General features: G+C 61.7%; 14 protein-coding genes. 9 read left to right on the plus strand and 5 right to left on the minus strand.

Features of this window, described 5'->3' with window-relative positions; all coding sequences use genetic code 11:
- Positions 1–93 precede the first annotated feature (93 nt).
- Both BJF97_RS19525 and BJF97_RS19530 read left to right on the plus strand, forming a co-directional pair.
- Positions 94–846, plus strand: coding sequence for a helix-turn-helix transcriptional regulator (locus BJF97_RS19525; RefSeq protein ID WP_014230088.1), 753 nt, complete (start codon positions 94–96; stop codon positions 844–846).
- An 84-nt stretch (positions 847–930) separates the two neighbouring features.
- The gene (locus BJF97_RS19530) at positions 931–1,827 is read left to right on the plus strand and encodes a proline iminopeptidase-family hydrolase (protein ID WP_014230089.1); all 897 of its coding nucleotides are present in this window, start codon (positions 931–933) and stop codon (positions 1,825–1,827) included.
- Positions 1,828–1,834: 7 nt separating this feature from the next.
- Here the strand turns inward: BJF97_RS19530 and BJF97_RS19535 are convergent, their stop codons facing one another.
- Complete coding sequence (locus BJF97_RS19535; RefSeq protein WP_014230090.1) at positions 1,835–2,953, minus strand: succinylglutamate desuccinylase/aspartoacylase family protein; 1,119 nt, start codon at positions 2,951–2,953, stop codon at positions 1,835–1,837.
- Positions 2,954–2,967: 14 nt separating this feature from the next.
- Between BJF97_RS19535 and BJF97_RS19540 the strand changes: the two genes are divergently transcribed.
- On the plus strand, positions 2,968–3,423 hold the full coding sequence (locus BJF97_RS19540; RefSeq protein WP_032693733.1) for an Lrp/AsnC family transcriptional regulator: 456 nt from the start codon (positions 2,968–2,970) through the stop codon (positions 3,421–3,423).
- On the opposite strand, the gene BJF97_RS19545 is transcribed toward BJF97_RS19540, so the two are convergent.
- The 4 genes from BJF97_RS19545 to BJF97_RS19560 form a co-directional block, all read right to left on the minus strand.
- Positions 3,424–4,149 carry an ABC transporter permease gene (locus tag BJF97_RS19545; protein ID WP_014230092.1) on the minus strand — a complete coding sequence of 242 codons (726 nt, stop codon included), beginning with the start codon at positions 4,147–4,149 and terminating at the stop codon, positions 3,424–3,426. It lies immediately after the preceding gene.
- Positions 4,146–4,838, minus strand: coding sequence for an ABC transporter permease (locus tag BJF97_RS19550; protein ID WP_014230093.1), 693 nt, complete (start codon positions 4,836–4,838; stop codon positions 4,146–4,148). Before BJF97_RS19550 ends, BJF97_RS19545 begins: the two co-directional genes overlap by 4 nt.
- 64 nt (positions 4,839–4,902) lie before the next feature.
- Positions 4,903–5,676, minus strand: coding sequence for an ABC transporter substrate-binding protein (locus tag BJF97_RS19555; RefSeq protein ID WP_032693719.1), 774 nt, complete (start codon positions 5,674–5,676; stop codon positions 4,903–4,905).
- Between the two features lie 28 nt (positions 5,677–5,704).
- Positions 5,705–6,466, minus strand: coding sequence for a dimethylarginine dimethylaminohydrolase family protein (locus BJF97_RS19560; RefSeq protein WP_032693718.1), 762 nt, complete (start codon positions 6,464–6,466; stop codon positions 5,705–5,707).
- Between the two features lie 383 nt (positions 6,467–6,849).
- On the opposite strand from BJF97_RS19560, the gene BJF97_RS19565 reads away from it, so the two are divergent.
- The 6 genes from BJF97_RS19565 to baeR are packed head-to-tail and all read left to right on the plus strand — an operon-like array spanning position 6,850 to position 17,971.
- Positions 6,850–8,103, plus strand: a complete 1,254-nt coding sequence (locus BJF97_RS19565; protein WP_014230096.1) for an MdtA/MuxA family multidrug efflux RND transporter periplasmic adaptor subunit — start codon at positions 6,850–6,852, stop codon at positions 8,101–8,103.
- The gene (locus BJF97_RS19570; RefSeq protein WP_032693717.1) at positions 8,103–11,225 is read left to right on the plus strand and encodes an MdtB/MuxB family multidrug efflux RND transporter permease subunit; all 3,123 of its coding nucleotides are present in this window, start codon (positions 8,103–8,105) and stop codon (positions 11,223–11,225) included. The genes BJF97_RS19565 and BJF97_RS19570 overlap by 1 nt, the downstream gene beginning before the upstream one ends.
- Positions 11,226–14,303: a multidrug efflux RND transporter permease subunit MdtC gene (gene mdtC / locus BJF97_RS19575; RefSeq protein WP_014230098.1), complete on the plus strand. Its 3,078-nt coding sequence runs from the start codon at positions 11,226–11,228 to the stop codon at positions 14,301–14,303.
- A 1-nt stretch (position 14,304) separates the two neighbouring features.
- Positions 14,305–15,720, plus strand: coding sequence for an MFS transporter (locus BJF97_RS19580; RefSeq protein WP_014230099.1), 1,416 nt, complete (start codon positions 14,305–14,307; stop codon positions 15,718–15,720).
- Entirely contained in the window at positions 15,717–17,252 is a 1,536-nt protein-coding gene (gene baeS, locus BJF97_RS19585) for a two-component system sensor histidine kinase BaeS (RefSeq protein ID WP_032693716.1), read from the plus strand. Before BJF97_RS19580 ends, baeS begins: the two co-directional genes overlap by 4 nt.
- Positions 17,249–17,971: a two-component system response regulator BaeR gene (gene baeR / locus BJF97_RS19590; protein WP_014230101.1), complete on the plus strand. Its 723-nt coding sequence runs from the start codon at positions 17,249–17,251 to the stop codon at positions 17,969–17,971. Before baeS ends, baeR begins: the two co-directional genes overlap by 4 nt.
- The last annotated feature ends 253 nt before the right edge of the window (positions 17,972–18,224 follow it).

An 18,224-nucleotide genomic window follows, 5' to 3' on the forward strand; every position in this document is an offset into this window, starting at 1 on the left:
ACGGCACCGGAATTGCATATCTTTGGGCCAGCTACTGACGGATTTGCACAAATCGTGCCCGTCGCAGGTCTCGTTTTAGGTGAAGGGGGTTATATGCGACTGGAGTTTGACCACCCCGGCAGCGCGCGGGCGGCCAGCCTGGATGACGCATTCAGCGGGCTTTTTCAGCACACCCGGAGGTTGGGATTTGAGGCGGTGATTTACGATTACACGCCGGTTCCGCGTTCTCTGGAAGGAGAACTGATTACGCCCTCGCTGCTGAAAACGTTCAACGTGCCGGAAGATATGCGCCAGCTATGGTGCGAGCGCGGATATTACCAGGTGGATCCGGTACAGCACTGCGCGCTCGAGAGCTGCGCGCCTTTTGTCTGGTCCTATCAACGGCCGGACAGCAGCATGCTGCGCGGGAGGCTGGACAATCATCCCACCGCGGTCACCGACTATATGCGCGAACACAATATGCCCTGCGGCGCGACGGTTCCCCTGCATCTCCCCAACGGGGGATTCGTGACCCTCACCGGCATCCATACCGGCCAGCGTCAGGAGCGGGAAATCAGCGCCACCCTGGCGCAGCTGATGCTGCTCGCCTGGCAGTTTCAGGAGTCCGCCTTCCCGCTGTTCGACAGCACTATGCTCACCTGCCATCACGTCAAGCTGAGCAACCGCGAGCGCGAATGCCTGGCGTGGTCCGCCGAGGGGCTTACCGCCAAAGAGATCGCCCGCAAGCTGCATCGCTCGGTGGCGACGGTGACGCTGCATCTCAATACCGCGGCCAAAAAGCTGGGCGCCAGCAACCGCGTGCAGGCGGTGGTCCGCGCCCTGCACTACCGTCTGCTCGACAGCTAAGAACTAGCATTTTTGCTAGTGTTCAGCCGCGGTTGCCAGCCTTTACCCTGAAAGCCGGTCCACTTAGCAGGGTAAAGATGATTCATGTATACCATCCGCGAAGGTTACGCCCCGTTTCGACACTATCAAACCTGGTTTCGCGTTTGCGGCGATATCGATAGCGGACTCACGCCGCTGGTCGTCGCCCACGGCGGGCCGGGGTGCACGCATGATTACGTCGATGCGTTCCGCGATATCGCCCTCAGCGGGCGAGCGGTGATCCACTACGATCAGTTAGGCAACGGGCGTTCAACCCATTTACCGCAGCAGCCCGCCGACTTCTGGCAACCGGCGCTGTTTCTTGACGAACTGGCTAACCTGCTGCTGCATCTCAATATTGCCGATAATTACGCCCTGCTCGGCCAATCTTGGGGAGGTATGCTCGGCGCGGAGCACGCCGTGACGCAGCCAAAGGGGTTAAAGGCGCTGATTATCGCCAACTCCCCGGCATCGATGGCGCTGTGGCTGCAGGGTGCGGCAAAGCTGCGGGCGCAGCTGCCCGCCGACGTCCAGCAGACGCTGCTGGACCATGAGGCAGCAGGAACGCTGGACAGCGCGGAATATAAGGCGGCAAGCGCAGTATTTTATCAACGCCACGTCTGTCGGCTCGATCCCTGGCCGGCGGAAGTGCGGCGCACCTTCGACGCCATGGATGCCGACCCGACGGTTTATCACGCCATGAATGGCCCCACCGAATTCCACGTTATCGGCAGCATGAAAGCGTGGACGATTATCGACCGCCTCGCGCGCATTACGGTTCCGGTTCTGCTGCTTTCCGGGCGCTACGATGAAGCCACGCCGGAAGTGGTACAGCCCTTTATGGACCATATCTCCGGCGCCGAGTGGGTCATTTTTGAAGCCTCGAGCCATATGCCGCACGTCGAAGAGCGCGAGCTGTGCATGAAGACGGTGAACGACTTTTTAGGCCGGGCGATACCATAAAAGCCGCTTACAGCGCCAGTCCGCCTCCGCCGCTGAAGGGCCGCTCGCCGGCGATTTTCATCACTTCAGCCCCTAAAGTGACAAACGGCGCCCGACGGCTGGCATAAATCAGGCCGCCCGATGTCGGCCGCACCGCTTTGACCATATCGGTCAGCGGATCGATGATTTCCGCGACGACATCGTCGGCGCTGACCCACTCGCCGGGCTGTTTTAGCTGCACCAGGATGCCGGTCGCCGGCGCGGTGACAATCTCCCCGGCGGCAAACGGCAGCATCACCGTTTCCTGCTGCGGAACCTCGGGCCTGGCGCCCGCCAGCACGCCGCGGTACTGCAGGTAACGGTAAATGCGTTCGGCGTCGTCGCAGGCGGTGGCGTGATTCACCTCCTGCTGGCCGCGCAGCTCGACGGTCACCGCCATGCAGCCGGGCTGCTGCTGGCGCCACGACGGATTCCTCGCGCAAAGACGCTGCCACGGCAGGCCGCAGGCTTCATCAAACGAGTTGCCCCCGCTCTCCTGCGACAGCAGCACGGCGCCAATACCGAGGAAAGCCGCCAGAACTTTCGCCTCGCGTTGCCAGGCCGGGTCGGCGTAGAGGTGCAAAATCGCCTGGTCATCGCAGTGCAGATCGAGCACCAGATCGGCATCGCAGGCGAGGCTCAGCAGATGGTGGCGCAGGGCCTGCGCCTCGCTCACGGCGGGAAGCGCCGCCAGCGCCTCCCGCATCGCCGCGCGCACCCGCTGCAGATACTCGGGGCGCGTACCGGGCAAATCCGCCGGTAAACCGGCCTGCGCCAGCGCCGCCAGATCGGGAAAATCGCGGTTAAAATTGCGCCCGCTCGCCAGATCGAAACGGCCAATACCGCTGCTGAGCAGCACCTGGGCCAGCCCCGGCGGGTTGGCTACCGGCACAAGAATGATTTCGCCGCGCAGTTCGCCGCGCCGTTCCGCCTGGCTGAGTAATCTTTTAAGATAATGCAGAACCAGCATGCCCGGGATTTCATCGGCGTGCAGCCCCGCCTGCAGATAGACCTTCTCTCCCGTGCCGGGCGCGCCGAAATGAAAATGGCTTAATTGCCGCTGCCCACCGAGTGCATGTTCAGGTAATGTATAGTGTTTAATTTTCATTGGACGTCCTGGTTGTGGAAAAGAAAGCCCGGCTTGACCGTATCGATCATAAGATCCTTGAAATTCTGCGCCGGGATGGCCGCATTTCTTATCAGAAGCTCTCGGAGCAGGTAAACCTCACCGCCCGTCCATGCCTGGAGCGGGTGCGCGGCCTCGAGCGCGACGGCATTATTCGCGGCTACAGCGCCATTGTAGAACTGCCCGAGCCGGAGCACGCGTTTGTGGTACAGGCGCAAATCGCGCTGGCCGACCACGGGCGCTCGCAGCCGATATTTGAACAGGAGATGCGCCAGACGCCCGAAGTGCTGGACTGCTGGCTGGTCAGCGGCAGCTTCGACTTTCTGGTACGCATCGGCTGCCGCAGCATGGCGCACTACTGCCAGCTGGCGGATAGCTGGCTGACCAGTAAAAAGTTTCACGTCGATAAAATCGTCACCCTGACCGAACTGCAGGCCATTAAGCGCTCCTGACTAGCCGCGCCGGATAAACGCCAGCCAGCGCCGCTCGGCGCGGGAAAAGGCGAAAATCAGCATAAAGGTGCAGAGCAGATACAGCGCCGCGGCCATCAGAAACGGAATAAACGGCGAATAGGTCATGGCGTAGAACGCGCGGGCCACGCCGGTAATATCCAGCAGGGTGACGGTGCTGGCCAGCGACGTGGCATGAAGTAAAAAGACCATTTCATTATTCAGCGCCGGGATCCCGCGTCTGAGCGTCGCGGGCAGCACCAGACGACGAATAATCTGCCATTTCCCCATCCCGTAGGCCTCCCCGGCGACCCACTCCTGGCGCGGAAAGGTCACCATCATCCCCGCCAGCAGCTCCGCGACGTACGCGGCAGTGTTGAGGACCAGCGCCAGCGTGGCGCAGAAGGTCGCATCGCGGAACAGCAGCCAGAACGGCTGGTCGTTCATCCAGCCCGTCTGCACGATATCGAACTGCGACAGGCCGTAGTAAATCAGCATCAGCTGGAGATAGAGCGGCGTGCTGCGGAAAAAATACGTAAAACCACGGATGGGCAGCGCCAGCGCGCGCGGTCCATACACCTGCCCCACCGCCATCGCTATCGCCAGCGCCATCCCGGGAACGATAGAGAGCAAAAACAGCTCCGCCGTGACCGCCAGCCCGCTGGCGGCGCCGTTGCCGTCGCTCCACAAAAAGCTCGGGATCGCATCGAGAAAGGTTTGCAGATTCATAAGGCCGTCCCCGCCGTGGAAGAGCGCAGCGCGTAACGCTTCGCCAGGCGGCTGAACAGCCAGCTGGAGAGCGCGGTAATCACCATGTAAATCAGCGAGACCAGAAAATAGAAGAGGAACGGCTTTTGCGTGGCGCGCCCGGCCTGTTCGGCCAGCCATACCATATCCTCAAGGCCCAGGATCGACACCAGCGCCGATGCTTTCATCAGCCCCAGCCAGTTGTTGTTGATGCCCGGGATAGCGAAGCTCAGCATCTGCGGCAGCATCACCCGGCGGAACACCGTCCACGGCCGCATCCCGTAGGCCTGCGCGGCTTCGGTTTGCCCGCGATCGACGGTCAGAAAGGCGCCGCGAAAGGTCTCGGTGTAATAGGCGCCGAAAACAAAGCCGATCGCCAGCACGCCGGAGATAAAGGTATTGAACCGCACCGGCCCGAGCCCCACCAGCCCCAGCAGCAGGTTCACCAGCATCTCGCCGCCGAAAAACAGCAGCAGCATAATCACCAGCTCCGGGATACCGCGCACCAGCGTGGTGTAGGCGGTGGAAAACAGGCGCAGCCACGGCGGGCCAAAGAGCTTAACCAGCGAGTTAATCAGCCCCAGCAGCAGAGCGACCAGTAATGAAGAGAGCATCACGCACAGCGAAAGCGCCGCGCCGCGTAACAACAGGGGTAAATAGTCTGCGACCATATTCAGCCTTCCGCGGAGGTCGTAAAGGGGCGCAGGCCATCGCCCGCGCCCGCATCTTCACGACTTATTTGCCATAAATATCAAAGCTAAAGTATTTTTTCTGGATCGCGTCGTAGGTGCCGTCGGCGCGGATTGCCTTAATGGCGCCGTTCAGCGCATCGCGCAGCGCCGGGTTGTCTTTATTCACCGCAATCCCCACGTCGGAAGAGATGCCGCCGTCCTGGATAACCGGACCGGCAAAGGCGAATTTCTGCCCGCGCGGGGTATCAATAAAGCCGGTCGCCGCCTGGATATTATCCTGCAACGCGGCGTCGATGCGCCCGGAGAGCAGGTCGAGGTAGACGTTATCCTGGTTAGCGTAACCGACAATTTTCACGCCATGATTGGCCCAGTTGGCCTTCGCAAACGCTTCATGGGTGGAGCCGGTCTGGACGCCGACGGTTTTGCCTTTCAGGCTGGCGACGTCAGGCAGCAGCGGGCTGCCTTTGCGCGCCACCAGCTGCGCCGCGCTGCGGTAGTAGCGGTCGGTGAAATCCACTTCCTTTTTACGCTCATCGGTAATATTGAGCGAAGCGATAATGGCATCGAACTTATGCGCGTTGAGGGCGGCGATCATGCTTTCGAACGGCTGCTTCACGAAAACGCATTTGGCTTTTAGCTGGGTGCACAACGCATTGGCGATATCAATATCAAAGCCGGTAATTTCACCGCTGGGCGCCAGCACGTCAAACGGCGGATAGCCGCCATCGACGCCAAAGCTGATGGTGTCAAACTGCTGGGCGGCCAGCGGCGTGCTGAGCGCCATGCAGGCCAGTAGTGCGGCAAGGCGTATTTTCATTTCGATCTCCCCGGTGTTGGCGCGGTGATTAAAAACGCAGTGAGAGGCAGGTCAGGCCGCCATCCATTTTCTTAAATTCGCTGGTGTCGAGCTGCACGATAGGCATTCCCAGCTTGCTGATTTCGCCCAGGGTATAGGGGTAGCCCTGCGGCGTAATTAAGGTATCGTTGATCCACAGCGTATTTCCGGCGTAGGCCTCCTCTTCCGGGATCACGATGCTGTTGAAGCCGCTAAACGCCGGATGGCTAACGTAGCCTTCCGTCAGCAGCAGCGTATTGCGGCCCACATAGTTGACGATCGATTTCAGATGCAGACCGGCGCTCACTTCAATCGCCGCGACCTGATAGCCGTGCGGCTCAACGGCGGCGGCAAACTCGCGGATCCCCTGCTCATCGGTGCGCGCCGTCAGGCCGATAAAAAACTGCTTATCCACTAACAGCACGTCGCCGCCGTCCATATGCCCGCGCTCGCTCATCCGCGCCAGCGGACGGAACCCCGCCAGCACCGGCGCAATGGTATCGACCTCGCCCTGACGGCTCGGCGCGCCCGGATGGGTGATCACCGCCAGTTCCGGCATCACCACCGCGGTATCTTCAACAAAGTGCGCATCAGGATAATCCGCCGCCGCGGGCAGTACGGTGACCTTCAGGCCAAGCTGCAGCAGGGTTTCCACATAGGCGAGAAACTGGCGGGTGGTGGCGGCGATATCCGGCGCGCCCAGCCGGGCGGTAGTTTGTCCTGCGCCGCAGGTGGCGGCCGGGAGACGGGCGATAGCTTGGGTAAAATGCATAAAGAACCCTCTGGTAGTGGTCGCATTGCTTAAGGCAAAATCGTGAGTGAATTTGATTATCAAACAGATGCCGCCGCCAATCAGGCTGAATCACTTTCCGGGGCCGCTTATTCACGCTGTATATCAGTTCAGTTTCGACGTATTCCGCTGTGACCCTTAAGAAACAGCGGATGACGGGCAATCACTAACCGGGTTCATCGCCCGGCTAAGCAAAATCGTTAAGCGAATTTTACGCCTAACTATTCACCGTAACCGGCTCTGCGAAAAGCATTTTTTACAGACATATCTGGACAGTCTTTTCATAATTCCTCCATTTTTAAGCAGCGTTCGCTGGCTAAACTAGTATCATTCCGTGAAACGTTTCAGGATGAGATAGCAAATTAATGAAAGGTAGCAATAAAAGCCGTTGGGCTGCGGTGCTGGTGGTCGCGATCGTCGCGGGCGCCGCGTACTGGTTCTGGCAGGGTCGCGAAGCGGCAAACAGCGGCGCGCCGACGGCATCAGGCGCGCGTCAGCAGGGGCCCGGAGGCGGACGCCCCGGTCGTTTTGGCGCCGCCCTCGCGCCGGTACAGGCGGCCACCGCCACCAGCGAAGCGGTACCCCGCTACCTTTCCGGCCTCGGCACCGTGACGGCGGCGAATACCGTCACCGTCCGCAGCCGCGTCGACGGCCAGCTGCTGGCCATCCACTTTACCGAAGGCCAGCAGGTCAAAGCGGGCGATCTGCTCGCGGAAATCGACCCCAGCCAGTTTAAAGTCGCCCTCGCCCAGGCCGAAGGCCAGCTGGCCAAAGATCGGGCGACCCTCGCCAACGCCCGTCGCGATCTGGCGCGCTACCAGCAGCTGGTCAAAACCAATCTGGTTTCCCGGCAGGAGCTGGACACCCAGCAGTCGCTGGTCAGCGAAACCCAGGGTACGATCAAAGCGGACGAAGCCGCCGTCGCCAGCGCCCAGCTGCAGCTGGACTGGAGCCGCATCACCGCGCCAATCGACGGCCGGGTCGGCTTAAAACAGGTGGATATCGGCAACCAGATCGCCAGCGGCGACACCACCGGGATTGTGGTGCTGACGCAAACCCACCCGATCGACGTGGTCTTTACGCTGCCGGAAAACCAAATCGCCACGGTGGTACAGGCGCAGAAGGCGGGAAAAAAGCTGGCTGTCGAAGCCTGGGACCGCACCAATAAACAGAAAATCAGCGAAGGCTCACTGCTGAGCCTCGATAACCAGATTGACGCCACCACCGGCACCATCAAGCTGAAAGCGCGCTTTACAAACCTTGATGACGCCCTGTTCCCCAATCAATTCGTCAACGCCCGTATGCTGGTCGATACCGAGCAGAACGCGGTGGTGATCCCAACCGCCGCGCTGCAAATGGGTAACGAAGGCCATTTCGTCTGGGTACTGAACGATGAGAACAAGGTCAGCAAGCACACCGTCACGCCGGGTATTCAGGACAGCCTGAAAGTGGTGATCAACGCCGGGCTTTCCGCCGGCGATCGCGTCGTAACCGACGGTATCGACCGTCTGACCGAAGGCGCGAAGGTTGAGGTGGTGGAAGCCCACGATGCGGCTACCGCCGCCGAGCCGGAAAAAGCCACCAGCCGCGAGTACGGTAAAAAAGGAGCGCGCTCCTGATGCAAGTGTTACCGCCGAGCAGCACGGGTGGCCCTTCCCGTCTGTTTATCATGCGCCCGGTCGCCACGACGCTGTTAATGGTGGCCATTATGCTGGCCGGGATTATCGGCTATCGTTTCCTGCCGGTTTCGGCGCTGCCGGAAGTGGACTACCCGACGATTCAGGTGGTAACCCTCTATCCCGGCGCCAGCCCGGACGTGATGACCTCGTCGGTGACCGCCCCGCTGGAGCGCCAGTTTGGCCAGATGTCCGGCCTCAAGCAGATGTCCTCCCAGAGCTCCGGCGGCGCGTCGGTGGTGACGCTCCAGTTCCAGCTCACGCTGCCGCTGGACGTCGCGGAGCAGGAAGTGCAGGCGGCCATCAACGCCGCCACCAACCTGCTGCCTTCGGACCTGCCTAACCCGCCGGTCTACAGTAAGGTGAACCCCGCCGATCCGCCGATTATGACCCTCGCGGTCACCTCTTCCGCCGTGCCGATGACCCAGGTCGAGGATATGGTGGAGACCCGCGTGGCGCAGAAAATCTCCCAGGTTTCCGGCGTCGGGCTGGTCACCCTCGCGGGCGGCCAGCGCCCGGCGGTACGCGTCAAGCTCAACGCCCAGGCCATCGCCGCCCTCGGGCTGACCAGCGAAACGGTGCGCACCGCGATAACCAGCGCCAACGTCAACTCGGCGAAGGGGAGCCTTGACGGCCCGTCGCGGGCGGTGACCCTCTCCGCCAACGATCAGATGCAGTCGGCGGAAGATTACCGCCGGCTGATTATCGCTTATCAGAACGGCGCGCCGATTCGCCTCGGCGACGTCGCCACCGTGGAACAGGGCGCGGAAAACAGCTGGCTTGGGGCATGGGCGAACAATCAGCGGGCGATCGTCATGAACGTTCAGCGCCAGCCGGGGGCCAACATTATCTCGACCGCCGACAGCATCCGCCAGATGCTGCCGCAGCTCACCGAAAGCCTGCCGAAATCGGTTAAAGTGCAGGTGCTTTCCGACCGCACCACCAATATCCGCGCCTCGGTCAGCGACACCCAGTTCGAGCTGATGCTGGCCATCGCCCTGGTGGTGATGATTATCTACGTCTTTCTGCGCAACGTCCCGGCGACGATTATTCCCGGCATCGCCGTACCGCTATCGCTGGTCGGCACCTTTGCGGTGATGGTGTTTCTCGATTTTTCGATTAACAACCTGACGCTGATGGCCCTGACCATCGCCACCGGCTTTGTGGTCGATGACGCCATCGTGGTGATTGAAAACATCTCGCGCTATATCGAGAAAGGCGAAAAGCCGCTGGCCGCCGCCCTGAAAGGGGCCGGAGAGATTGGCTTTACCATTATCTCGCTGACCTTCTCGCTGATTGCGGTGCTGATCCCGCTGCTGTTTATGGGCGATATCGTGGGCCGTCTGTTCCGCGAGTTCGCCATTACCCTGGCGGTGGCGATCCTGATTTCCGCGGTGGTGTCGCTGACCCTGACGCCGATGATGTGCGCCCGCATGCTGAGCCACGAGTCGCTGCGCAAGCAGAACCGCTTCTCGCGCGCCAGCGAGCGTTTCTTTGAGCGGGTGATCGCCGTCTATGGCCGCTGGCTGAGCCGGGTGCTGAATCATCCGTGGCTGACCCTGAGCGTGGCCCTCGGTACGCTGGTGCTGTCGATTATGCTGTGGGTGTTTATTCCGAAGGGCTTCTTCCCGATTCAGGACAACGGCATTATCCAGGGGACGCTGCAGGCGCCGCAGTCGGCGTCGTTCGCCAACATGGCCGAGCGCCAGCAGCAGGTGTCGGCAGCGATACTCAACGATCCGGCGGTGGAAAGCCTGACCTCCTACGTCGGCGTCGACGGTACCAACCCGGCGCTCAACAGCGCCCGCCTGCAAATCAACCTTAAGCCGCTGGACGAGCGCGACGATCGCGTGCAGACGGTGATCGCCCGCCTGCAGAACGCGGTGAGCGGCATCCCCGGCATTGAGCTTTACCTCCAGCCGACGCAGGATCTGACCATTGACACCACCGTCAGCCGCACCCAGTATCAGTTCACCCTGCAGGCCAACTCGCTGGACGCGCTCAGCAACTGGGTCCCGCAGCTGCTGGCCCGGCTGCAGGCGCTGCCGCAGCTCTCCGACGTCAGCAGCGACTGGCAGGATAAGGGCCTGGCGGCGTATATCAACGTTGACCGCGATAGCGCCAGCCGTCTCGGCATCAGCATGGCGGACGTGGATAACGCGCTGTATAACGCCTTCGGTCAGCGCTTAATCTCCACCATTTATACCCAGGCGAATCAGTACCGCGTGGTGCTGGAGCATGATACCCAGGCCACGCCGGGGCTGGCGGCGCTGGATAATATTCGCCTGACCAGCAGCGACGGCGGGATTGTGCCGCTGAAATCCATCGCCAGCGTCGAGGAGCGCTTTGCCCCGCTATCCATAAACCATCTCGATCAGTTCCCGGTTACCACCATCTCGTTTAACGTGCCGGACAACTATTCGCTGGGCGATGCGGTCGAAGCGATTCTTAGCGCCGAGCAGGCGCTGGAATTCCCGAGCGATATCCGTACCCAGTTCCAGGGCAGCTCGCTGGCCTTCCAGTCGGCGCTCGGCAGCACCGTCTGGCTGGTGGTTGCCGCGGTGGTGGCGATGTATATCGTCCTCGGGGTACTGTATGAAAGCTTTATTCATCCGATAACGATTCTCTCCACCCTGCCGACGGCGGGCGTCGGCGCGCTGCTGGCGCTATGGCTGGCGGGGAGCGAACTGGACGTTATCGCGATTATCGGCATCATTCTGCTGATCGGCATCGTCAAGAAAAACGCCATCATGATGATCGACTTCGCGCTGGCCGCCGAACGCGAGCAGGGCATGCCGCCGCTCGAGGCGATCTACCAGGCCTGCCTGCTGCGCTTCCGCCCGATCCTGATGACCACCCTCGCCGCCCTGCTGGGCGCACTGCCGCTGATGCTCAGTACCGGCGTCGGCGCGGAGCTGCGGCGTCCGCTGGGGATTGGCATGGTCGGCGGTCTGATGCTCAGCCAGGTGCTGACGCTGTTCACGACTCCGGTTATCTATCTGCTGTTCGACCGGCTGTCGCTGTATATGAAGAGCCGGTTCCCGCGGCGTGAGGAGGAGGCGTAGGTGAAGTTTTTCGCCCTCTTCATTTACCGTCCGGTGGCGACGATTCTGATTTCGCTCGCCATCACCCTGTGCGGTATCCTCGGTTTCCGCCTGCTGCCGGTGGCGCCGCTGCCGCAGGTGGATTTCCCGGTCATCATGGTCAGCGCCTCGCTGCCCGGCGCGTCGCCGGAGACCATGGCCTCTTCGGTGGCGACGCCGCTGGAGCGCTCTTTGGGGCGGATTGCCGGGGTCAATGAGATGACCTCCTCCAGCTCGCTCGGCAGTACGCGAATCATTCTTGAGTTCAACTTTGACCGCGATATCAACGGCGCGGCCCGCGACGTGCAGGCGGCGATTAACGCCGCGCAAAGCCTGCTGCCGAGCGGCATGCCGAGCCGTCCGACCTACCGCAAAGCCAACCCGTCAGACGCGCCGATCATGATCCTCACCCTCACCTCGGATACCTGGTCCCAGGGTGAACTGTACGACTTCGCCTCTACCCAGCTGGCGCAGACCATTGCCCAGATTGACGGCGTCGGCGACGTGGACGTCGGCGGCAGTTCGCTGCCCGCGGTGCGCGTCGACCTCAACCCGCAGGCGCTGTTTAACCAGGGCGTATCGCTGGACGCGGTGCGCACCGCCATCAGCAACGCCAACGTACGTAAACCGCAGGGGGCGCTGGAAGATGCCACCCACCGCTGGCAGGTGGCGACCAACGACGAGCTGAAGACCGCCGCCGAATACCAGCCGCTGATCGTGCACTATAACAACGGCGCGGCGGTGCGCCTCGGCGACGTCGCCAACGTCACCGATTCGGTGCAGGACGTGCGCAACGCCGGGATGACTAACGCCAAACCGGCGATTTTGCTGATGATCCGCAAGCTGCCGGAAGCCAATATCATCGAGACGGTGGACAGCATTCGCGCCCGCCTGCCGGAGCTGCAGCGCACCATCCCGGCCTCTGTCGATCTGCAAATCGCCCAGGACCGCTCGCCGACCATCCGCGCCTCGCTGGAGGAAGTGGAGCAAACGCTGGTCATCTCGGTGGCGCTGGTGATCCTCGTGGTCTTCCTCTTCCTCCGCTCGGGGCGAGCGACGCTGATCCCGGCGGTGGCGGTTCCGGTTTCGCTGATCGGCACCTTTGCCGCCATGTACCTGTGCGGCTTCAGCCTTAACAACCTGTCGCTGATGGCGCTGACCATCGCTACCGGCTTCGTGGTCGATGACGCCATCGTGGTGCTGGAAAATATTTCCCGCCATCTGGAAGCCGGCATGAAGCCGCTGCAGGCGGCGCTGCAGGGGAGCCGGGAAGTCGGTTTTACCGTGCTGTCGATGAGCCTGTCGCTGGTGGCGGTGTTCCTGCCGCTGCTGCTGATGGGCGGCCTGCCGGGAAGGCTGCTGCGCGAATTCGCCGTTACCCTGTCGGTGGCGATTGGCATTTCGCTGGCGGTCTCTCTGACCCTGACGCCGATGATGTGCGGCTGGCTGCTGAAAAGCGGCAAGCCCCACGAGCCGACGCGCAAGCGCGGGGTTGGCCGCCTGCTGGTGGCGATTCAGGGCGGATACGGCAAATCGCTGAAGTGGGTGCTGAAGCACAGCCGCTTAACCGGACTGGTGCTGCTTGGCACCATCGCGCTGAGCGTCTGGCTCTATATCTCAATTCCCAAAACCTTCTTTCCGGAGCAGGACACCGGGGTGCTGATGGGCGGTATCCAGGCAGACCAGAGCATCTCGTTCCAGGCGATGCGCGGCAAGCTGGAGGACTTTATGAAGATCATTCGTGAAGATCCGGCGGTGGACAACGTCACCGGTTTTACCGGCGGCTCGCGGGTCAACAGCGGAATGATGTTTATCACCCTCAAGTCGCGCGATGAGCGCCATGAAACGGCGCAGCAGATTATCGATCGGCTGCGGAAGAAGCTGGCCAAAGAGCCGGGGGCCAACCTGTTCCTGATGGCGGTACAGGATATCCGCGTCGGCGGCCGTCAGGCCAACGCCAGCTACCAGTACACGCTGCTGTCGGACGACCTTGCGGCGCTGCGGGAATGGGAGCCGAAAATCCGCAAAACGCTGGCGGCGCTGCCGGAGCTGGCGGACGTCAACTCCGACAGCCAGAATAACGGCGCGGAGATGGATCTGATCTACGATCGCGATACCATGTCGCGGCTCGGCATCAGCGTGCAGGACGCCAACAATCTGCTGAACAACGCCTTCGGTCAGCGGCAGATCTCAACCATCTACCAGCCGCTGAACCAGTATAAAGTGGTGATGCAGGTCGACCCGGTCTACACCCAAGACGTCAGCGCCCTCGATAAGATGTTTGTAATCAACAGCGAAGACAAGCCGATTCCGCTCTCCTATTTCGCCAAATGGCAGCCGGCTAACGCGCCGCTGTCGGTGAACCACCAGGGGCTGTCGGCGGCGTCGACCATCTCCTTTAACCTGCCTACCGGCAAGTCGCTGTCGGAAGCCAGCGACGCCATAAACCGGGCGATGACCCAGATTGGCGTGCCGTCCAGCGTCCGGGGGTCCTTCGCCGGGACCGCGCAGGTGTTCCAGGAGACCATGAACTCGCAGGTGATCCTGATTCTGGCGGCCATCGCCACGGTCTATATCGTGCTGGGGATCCTCTATGAGAGCTACGTTCATCCGCTGACCATTCTGTCGACCATTCCGTCCGCCGGCGTCGGCGCGCTGCTGGCGCTGGAGCTTTTCGATGCCCCGTTCAGCCTAATCGCGCTTATCGGGATTATGCTATTAATTGGCATCGTGAAGAAAAACGCCATCATGATGGTCGATTTCGCCCTTGAGGCGCAGCGCAACGGCAACCTGCCGCCGGAAGAGGCGATCTTCCAGGCCTGTCTGCTGCGCTTCCGGCCGATAATGATGACCACCCTGGCGGCGCTGTTCGGCGCGCTGCCGCTGGTTATCTCCGGCGGCGACGGCTCCGAGCTGCGCCAGCCGCTGGGGATTACCATTGTCGGCGGCCTGGTGATGAGTCAGCTGTTGACCCTGTACACCACGCCGGTGGTCTATCTGTTCTTCGACCGTCTGCGGCTGCGTTTTTCGCGAAAAGTCCCTCAACCGGTAAGCGAATAACATGACAGATCTTCCCTCCAGCGTGCGCTGGCAGCTGTGGATAGTGGCCTTCGGCTTTTTTATGCAGGCGCTGGATACCACTATCGTTAACACCGCCCTCCCCTCCATGGCGCAGAGCCTCGGGGAGAGCCCGCTGCATATGCATATGGTTATTGTCTCCTATGTGCTGACGGTGGCGGTGATGCTGCCCGCCAGCGGCTGGCTGGCGGACCGGGTCGGGGTGCGGAATATCTTTTTTAGCGCCATCGTGCTGTTTACCGCCGGCTCCCTGTTCTGCGCGCAGGCCGCCACGCTCGATCAGCTGATACTCGCCCGCGTGCTGCAGGGCGTCGGCGGCGCGATGATGGTGCCGGTTGGCCGCCTGACGGTGATGAAAATCGTCCCGCGCAGTCAATACATGGCGGCGATGACCTTCGTCACCCTGCCCGGCCAGGTGGGTCCGCTGCTCGGCCCGGCGCTCGGCGGGATGCTGGTGGAGTACGCCTCCTGGCACTGGATCTTCCTGATCAACATTCCGGTCGGCATCGTCGGCGCCATCGCCACGCTGTGCCTGATGCCCAACTACACCCTGCAAACCCGGCGCTTTGATATCTTCGGCTTTATTCTGCTGGCCGCCGGCATGGCGACGCTGACCCTGGCGCTCGACGGTAAAAAAGGGCTCGGGCTCTCCCCCCTGTGGCTGACGGCGCTGGTGGCTATCGGCGCGGCGTCAATGCTGTGCTATCTGTGGCACGCGCGCGGCAACCGTAACGCGCTGTTTAGCCTGAAGCTGTTTACCAACCGCACCTTTTCTCTCGGCCTTGGCGGCAGCTTCGCCGGGCGTATCGGCAGCGGCATGCTGCCGTTTATGACGCCGGTGTTTTTACAGATCGGCCTCGGCTTTACGCCGTTCCACGCCGGGCTGATGATGATCCCGATGGTGCTCGGCAGCATGGGGATGAAGCGCATTGTGGTCCAGGTGGTCAACCGCTTCGGCTATCGCCGGGTACTGGTGACCTCGACGATTGGCCTCGCGCTGGTCAGCCTGCTGTTTATGGCCGTTGCGCTCGCGGGCTGGTACTGGCTGCTGCCGGTGGTGCTGTTCCTGCAGGGGATGATTAACTCCAGCCGCTTTTCTTCAATGAATACGCTGACCCTGAAAGATCTGCCCGACGATCTGGCCAGCAGCGGCAACAGCTTGCTGTCGATGGTCATGCAGCTGTCGATGAGTATCGGCGTCACTATCGCCGGGATGCTGCTCGGTCTCTACGGCCAGCAGCATATCAGCGCCGATGCGGCGATCGCTCATCAGGTCTTTCTCTATACCTACTTAAGCATGGCGGTGATTATCGCGCTGCCGGCGCTGCTTTTTTCCCGCGTACCGGATGACACCACGACCAATACCGTGATTCGTCGCCGTAAAAGGAGTGAGTCTTGAAGTTCTGGCGTCCCGGCATTACCGGCAAGCTGTTTATCGCGATCCTCGCCACCTGCATCGTGCTGCTGATCAGTATGCACTGGGCGGTGCGTATCAGCTTTGAACGCGGCTTTATTGACTATATCAAGCGCGGCAACGAACAGCGCCTGACCATGCTCGGCGATGCCCTGAGCGAGCAGTATGCCCAGCACGGCAGCTGGACGTTCCTGCGCAACAACGACCGCTTTATTTTCCAGCTGCTGAAAACCTTTGAACGCGACAACGATGACCGCTCGCCGCCGGGCCGCGGTATGGGCCACGGTCCGATGGATGAGCCGCACGGTGGCCCCGGCCCGGAAGAGATGCCGCCGGACGCCGCGCCGGACCGGCCGCTCGACGGTCCACGCGGCGATCGTGGCGACCGCGGTCCCGGCCCCGATATGCCTCCGCACGGCTGGCGCACCATGTTCTGGGTGGTCGATCAAAAAGGACGCGTACTGGTGGGCCCGCGCGAACGCGTGCCGAAGGACGGTACCCGGCGCAGTATTATGGTCGACGGCGTTGAGGTTGGCGCGGTCATTGCCTCGCCGGTTGAACGCCTGACGCGCAACACCGATATCAACTTTGACCGCCAGCAGAAACGTACCAGCTGGCTGATTGTCGCCCTCGCCACGCTGCTGGCGGCGCTGGCCACCTTCCCGCTGGCGCGCGGCCTGCTCGCGCCGGTTAAACGCCTGGTTGAGGGGACGCACCGTCTGGCGGCCGGCGATTTCTCCACCCGCGTCGCCGCCACCAGCAGCGATGAGCTGGGGCGTCTGGCCAAAGATTTTAACCAGCTGGCCAGCACTCTGGAACGCAACCAGCAGATGCGCCGGGACCTGATGGCCGATATTTCCCACGAGCTGCGCACGCCGCTGGCGGTGCTGCGCGGCGAGCTGGAGGCGATTCAGGATGGGATCCGCAAATTTACCCCGGACTCCATCGCCTCCCTGCAGGCGGAAGTCGCCACCCTCACCAAACTGGTCGATGACTTACACCAGCTGTCGATGTCCGATGAAGGCGCCCTCTCCTACCAGAAAACCTCGGTGGATATCATCAATCTGCTGGAGGTCGCCGCCGGCGCGTTTCGCGAGCGCTTCGCCAGCCGCGGGCTGTCGATCGGCGTTTCGCTGCCGGAAAGCGCAACGATTTTCGGCGACCGGGATCGCCTGATGCAGCTGTTTAATAACCTGCTGGAAAACAGCCTGCGCTATACCGATAGCGGCGGCGGCCTGCAGATTAGCGCCAGCCAGAGCGGGGATATGCTGGTTCTCGATTTTGCCGATAGCGCCCCCGGCGTCACCGATGAACAGCTGGAGCGGTTGGTTGAGCGTTTTTATCGTACTGAGGGGTCGCGCAATCGTGCCAGCGGCGGCTCTGGTTTAGGGCTGGCGATTTGCCTTAACATTGTCGCGGCCCACGGCGGCAGTTTGCGTGCCGGCCATTCGCCTTTGGGCGGGGTTAGCATTAAAGTAGAACTACCTCTGGAACGTAATTTATCGAGAGACGTATGACTGAATTACCTGTTGATGAAAACACGCCACGCATTCTTATCGTGGAAGATGAGCCCAAGCTGGGTCAGCTGCTGATCGATTATCTTCAGGCGGCGGGCTATGCGCCGACGCTGATTAATCACGGCGATCGGGTTCTCCCGTACGTTCGCCAGACGCCGCCGCATCTGATCCTGCTGGATCTGATGCTGCCCGGTACCGACGGCCTGACCCTGTGCCGGGAAATCCGCCGTTTCTCTGAGGTTCCGGTGGTGATGGTCACCGCCAAAATCGAGGAGATCGACCGCCTGCTGGGGTTAGAAATCGGCGCCGATGACTATATCTGTAAGCCCTACAGCCCGCGTGAGGTGGTGGCCCGCGTGAAGACCATTCTTCGCCGCTGCAAACCGCAGCGCGATCTGCAGGCGCTGGATGCGGAAAGCCCGCTGATTGTCGACGAAGGTCGTTTTCAGGCTTCCTGGCGCGACAAGCTGCTGGACCTCACGCCCGCCGAGTTCCGCCTGCTGAAAACCCTCTCCCAGGAACCGGGTAAAGTCTTCTCGCGCGAACAGCTGCTGAATCACCTGTACGATGATTACCGCGTGGTGACCGACCGAACGATCGATAGCCATATCAAAAACCTGCGGCGTAAGCTGGAGTCGCTGGACGCCGAGCAGTCGTTTATCCGCGCCGTTTACGGCGTAGGGTACCGCTGGGAAGCCGACGCCTGCCGGCTGGCATAGTTAGCCCCTGCCCGACTTTTCCCCGGCTCGCGCTGCGCTTAGCCGGGCTACTGGCTCACCGCCGTCTGCGGGCGGGGTAGCCCGGACAGGCGCGTCAAGCGCCGCCTCCGGGGAAAAAGCAGCGGCTGAAACCGGCAGATAGCGGCCGCTTGATGCATACCCGGAACTGATTTGCCGTCCGCTTATCGCCAAAGATACCCGACTGATATTTACTCCCCTCCCCCAGGGCGCTACAATGCCCGCCCTTAATGTG

Origin of the sequence: Klebsiella sp. LTGPAF-6F, from assembly GCF_001753185.1 — a bacterium.
GTDB lineage: Bacteria > Pseudomonadota > Gammaproteobacteria > Enterobacterales > Enterobacteriaceae > Klebsiella > Klebsiella michiganensis.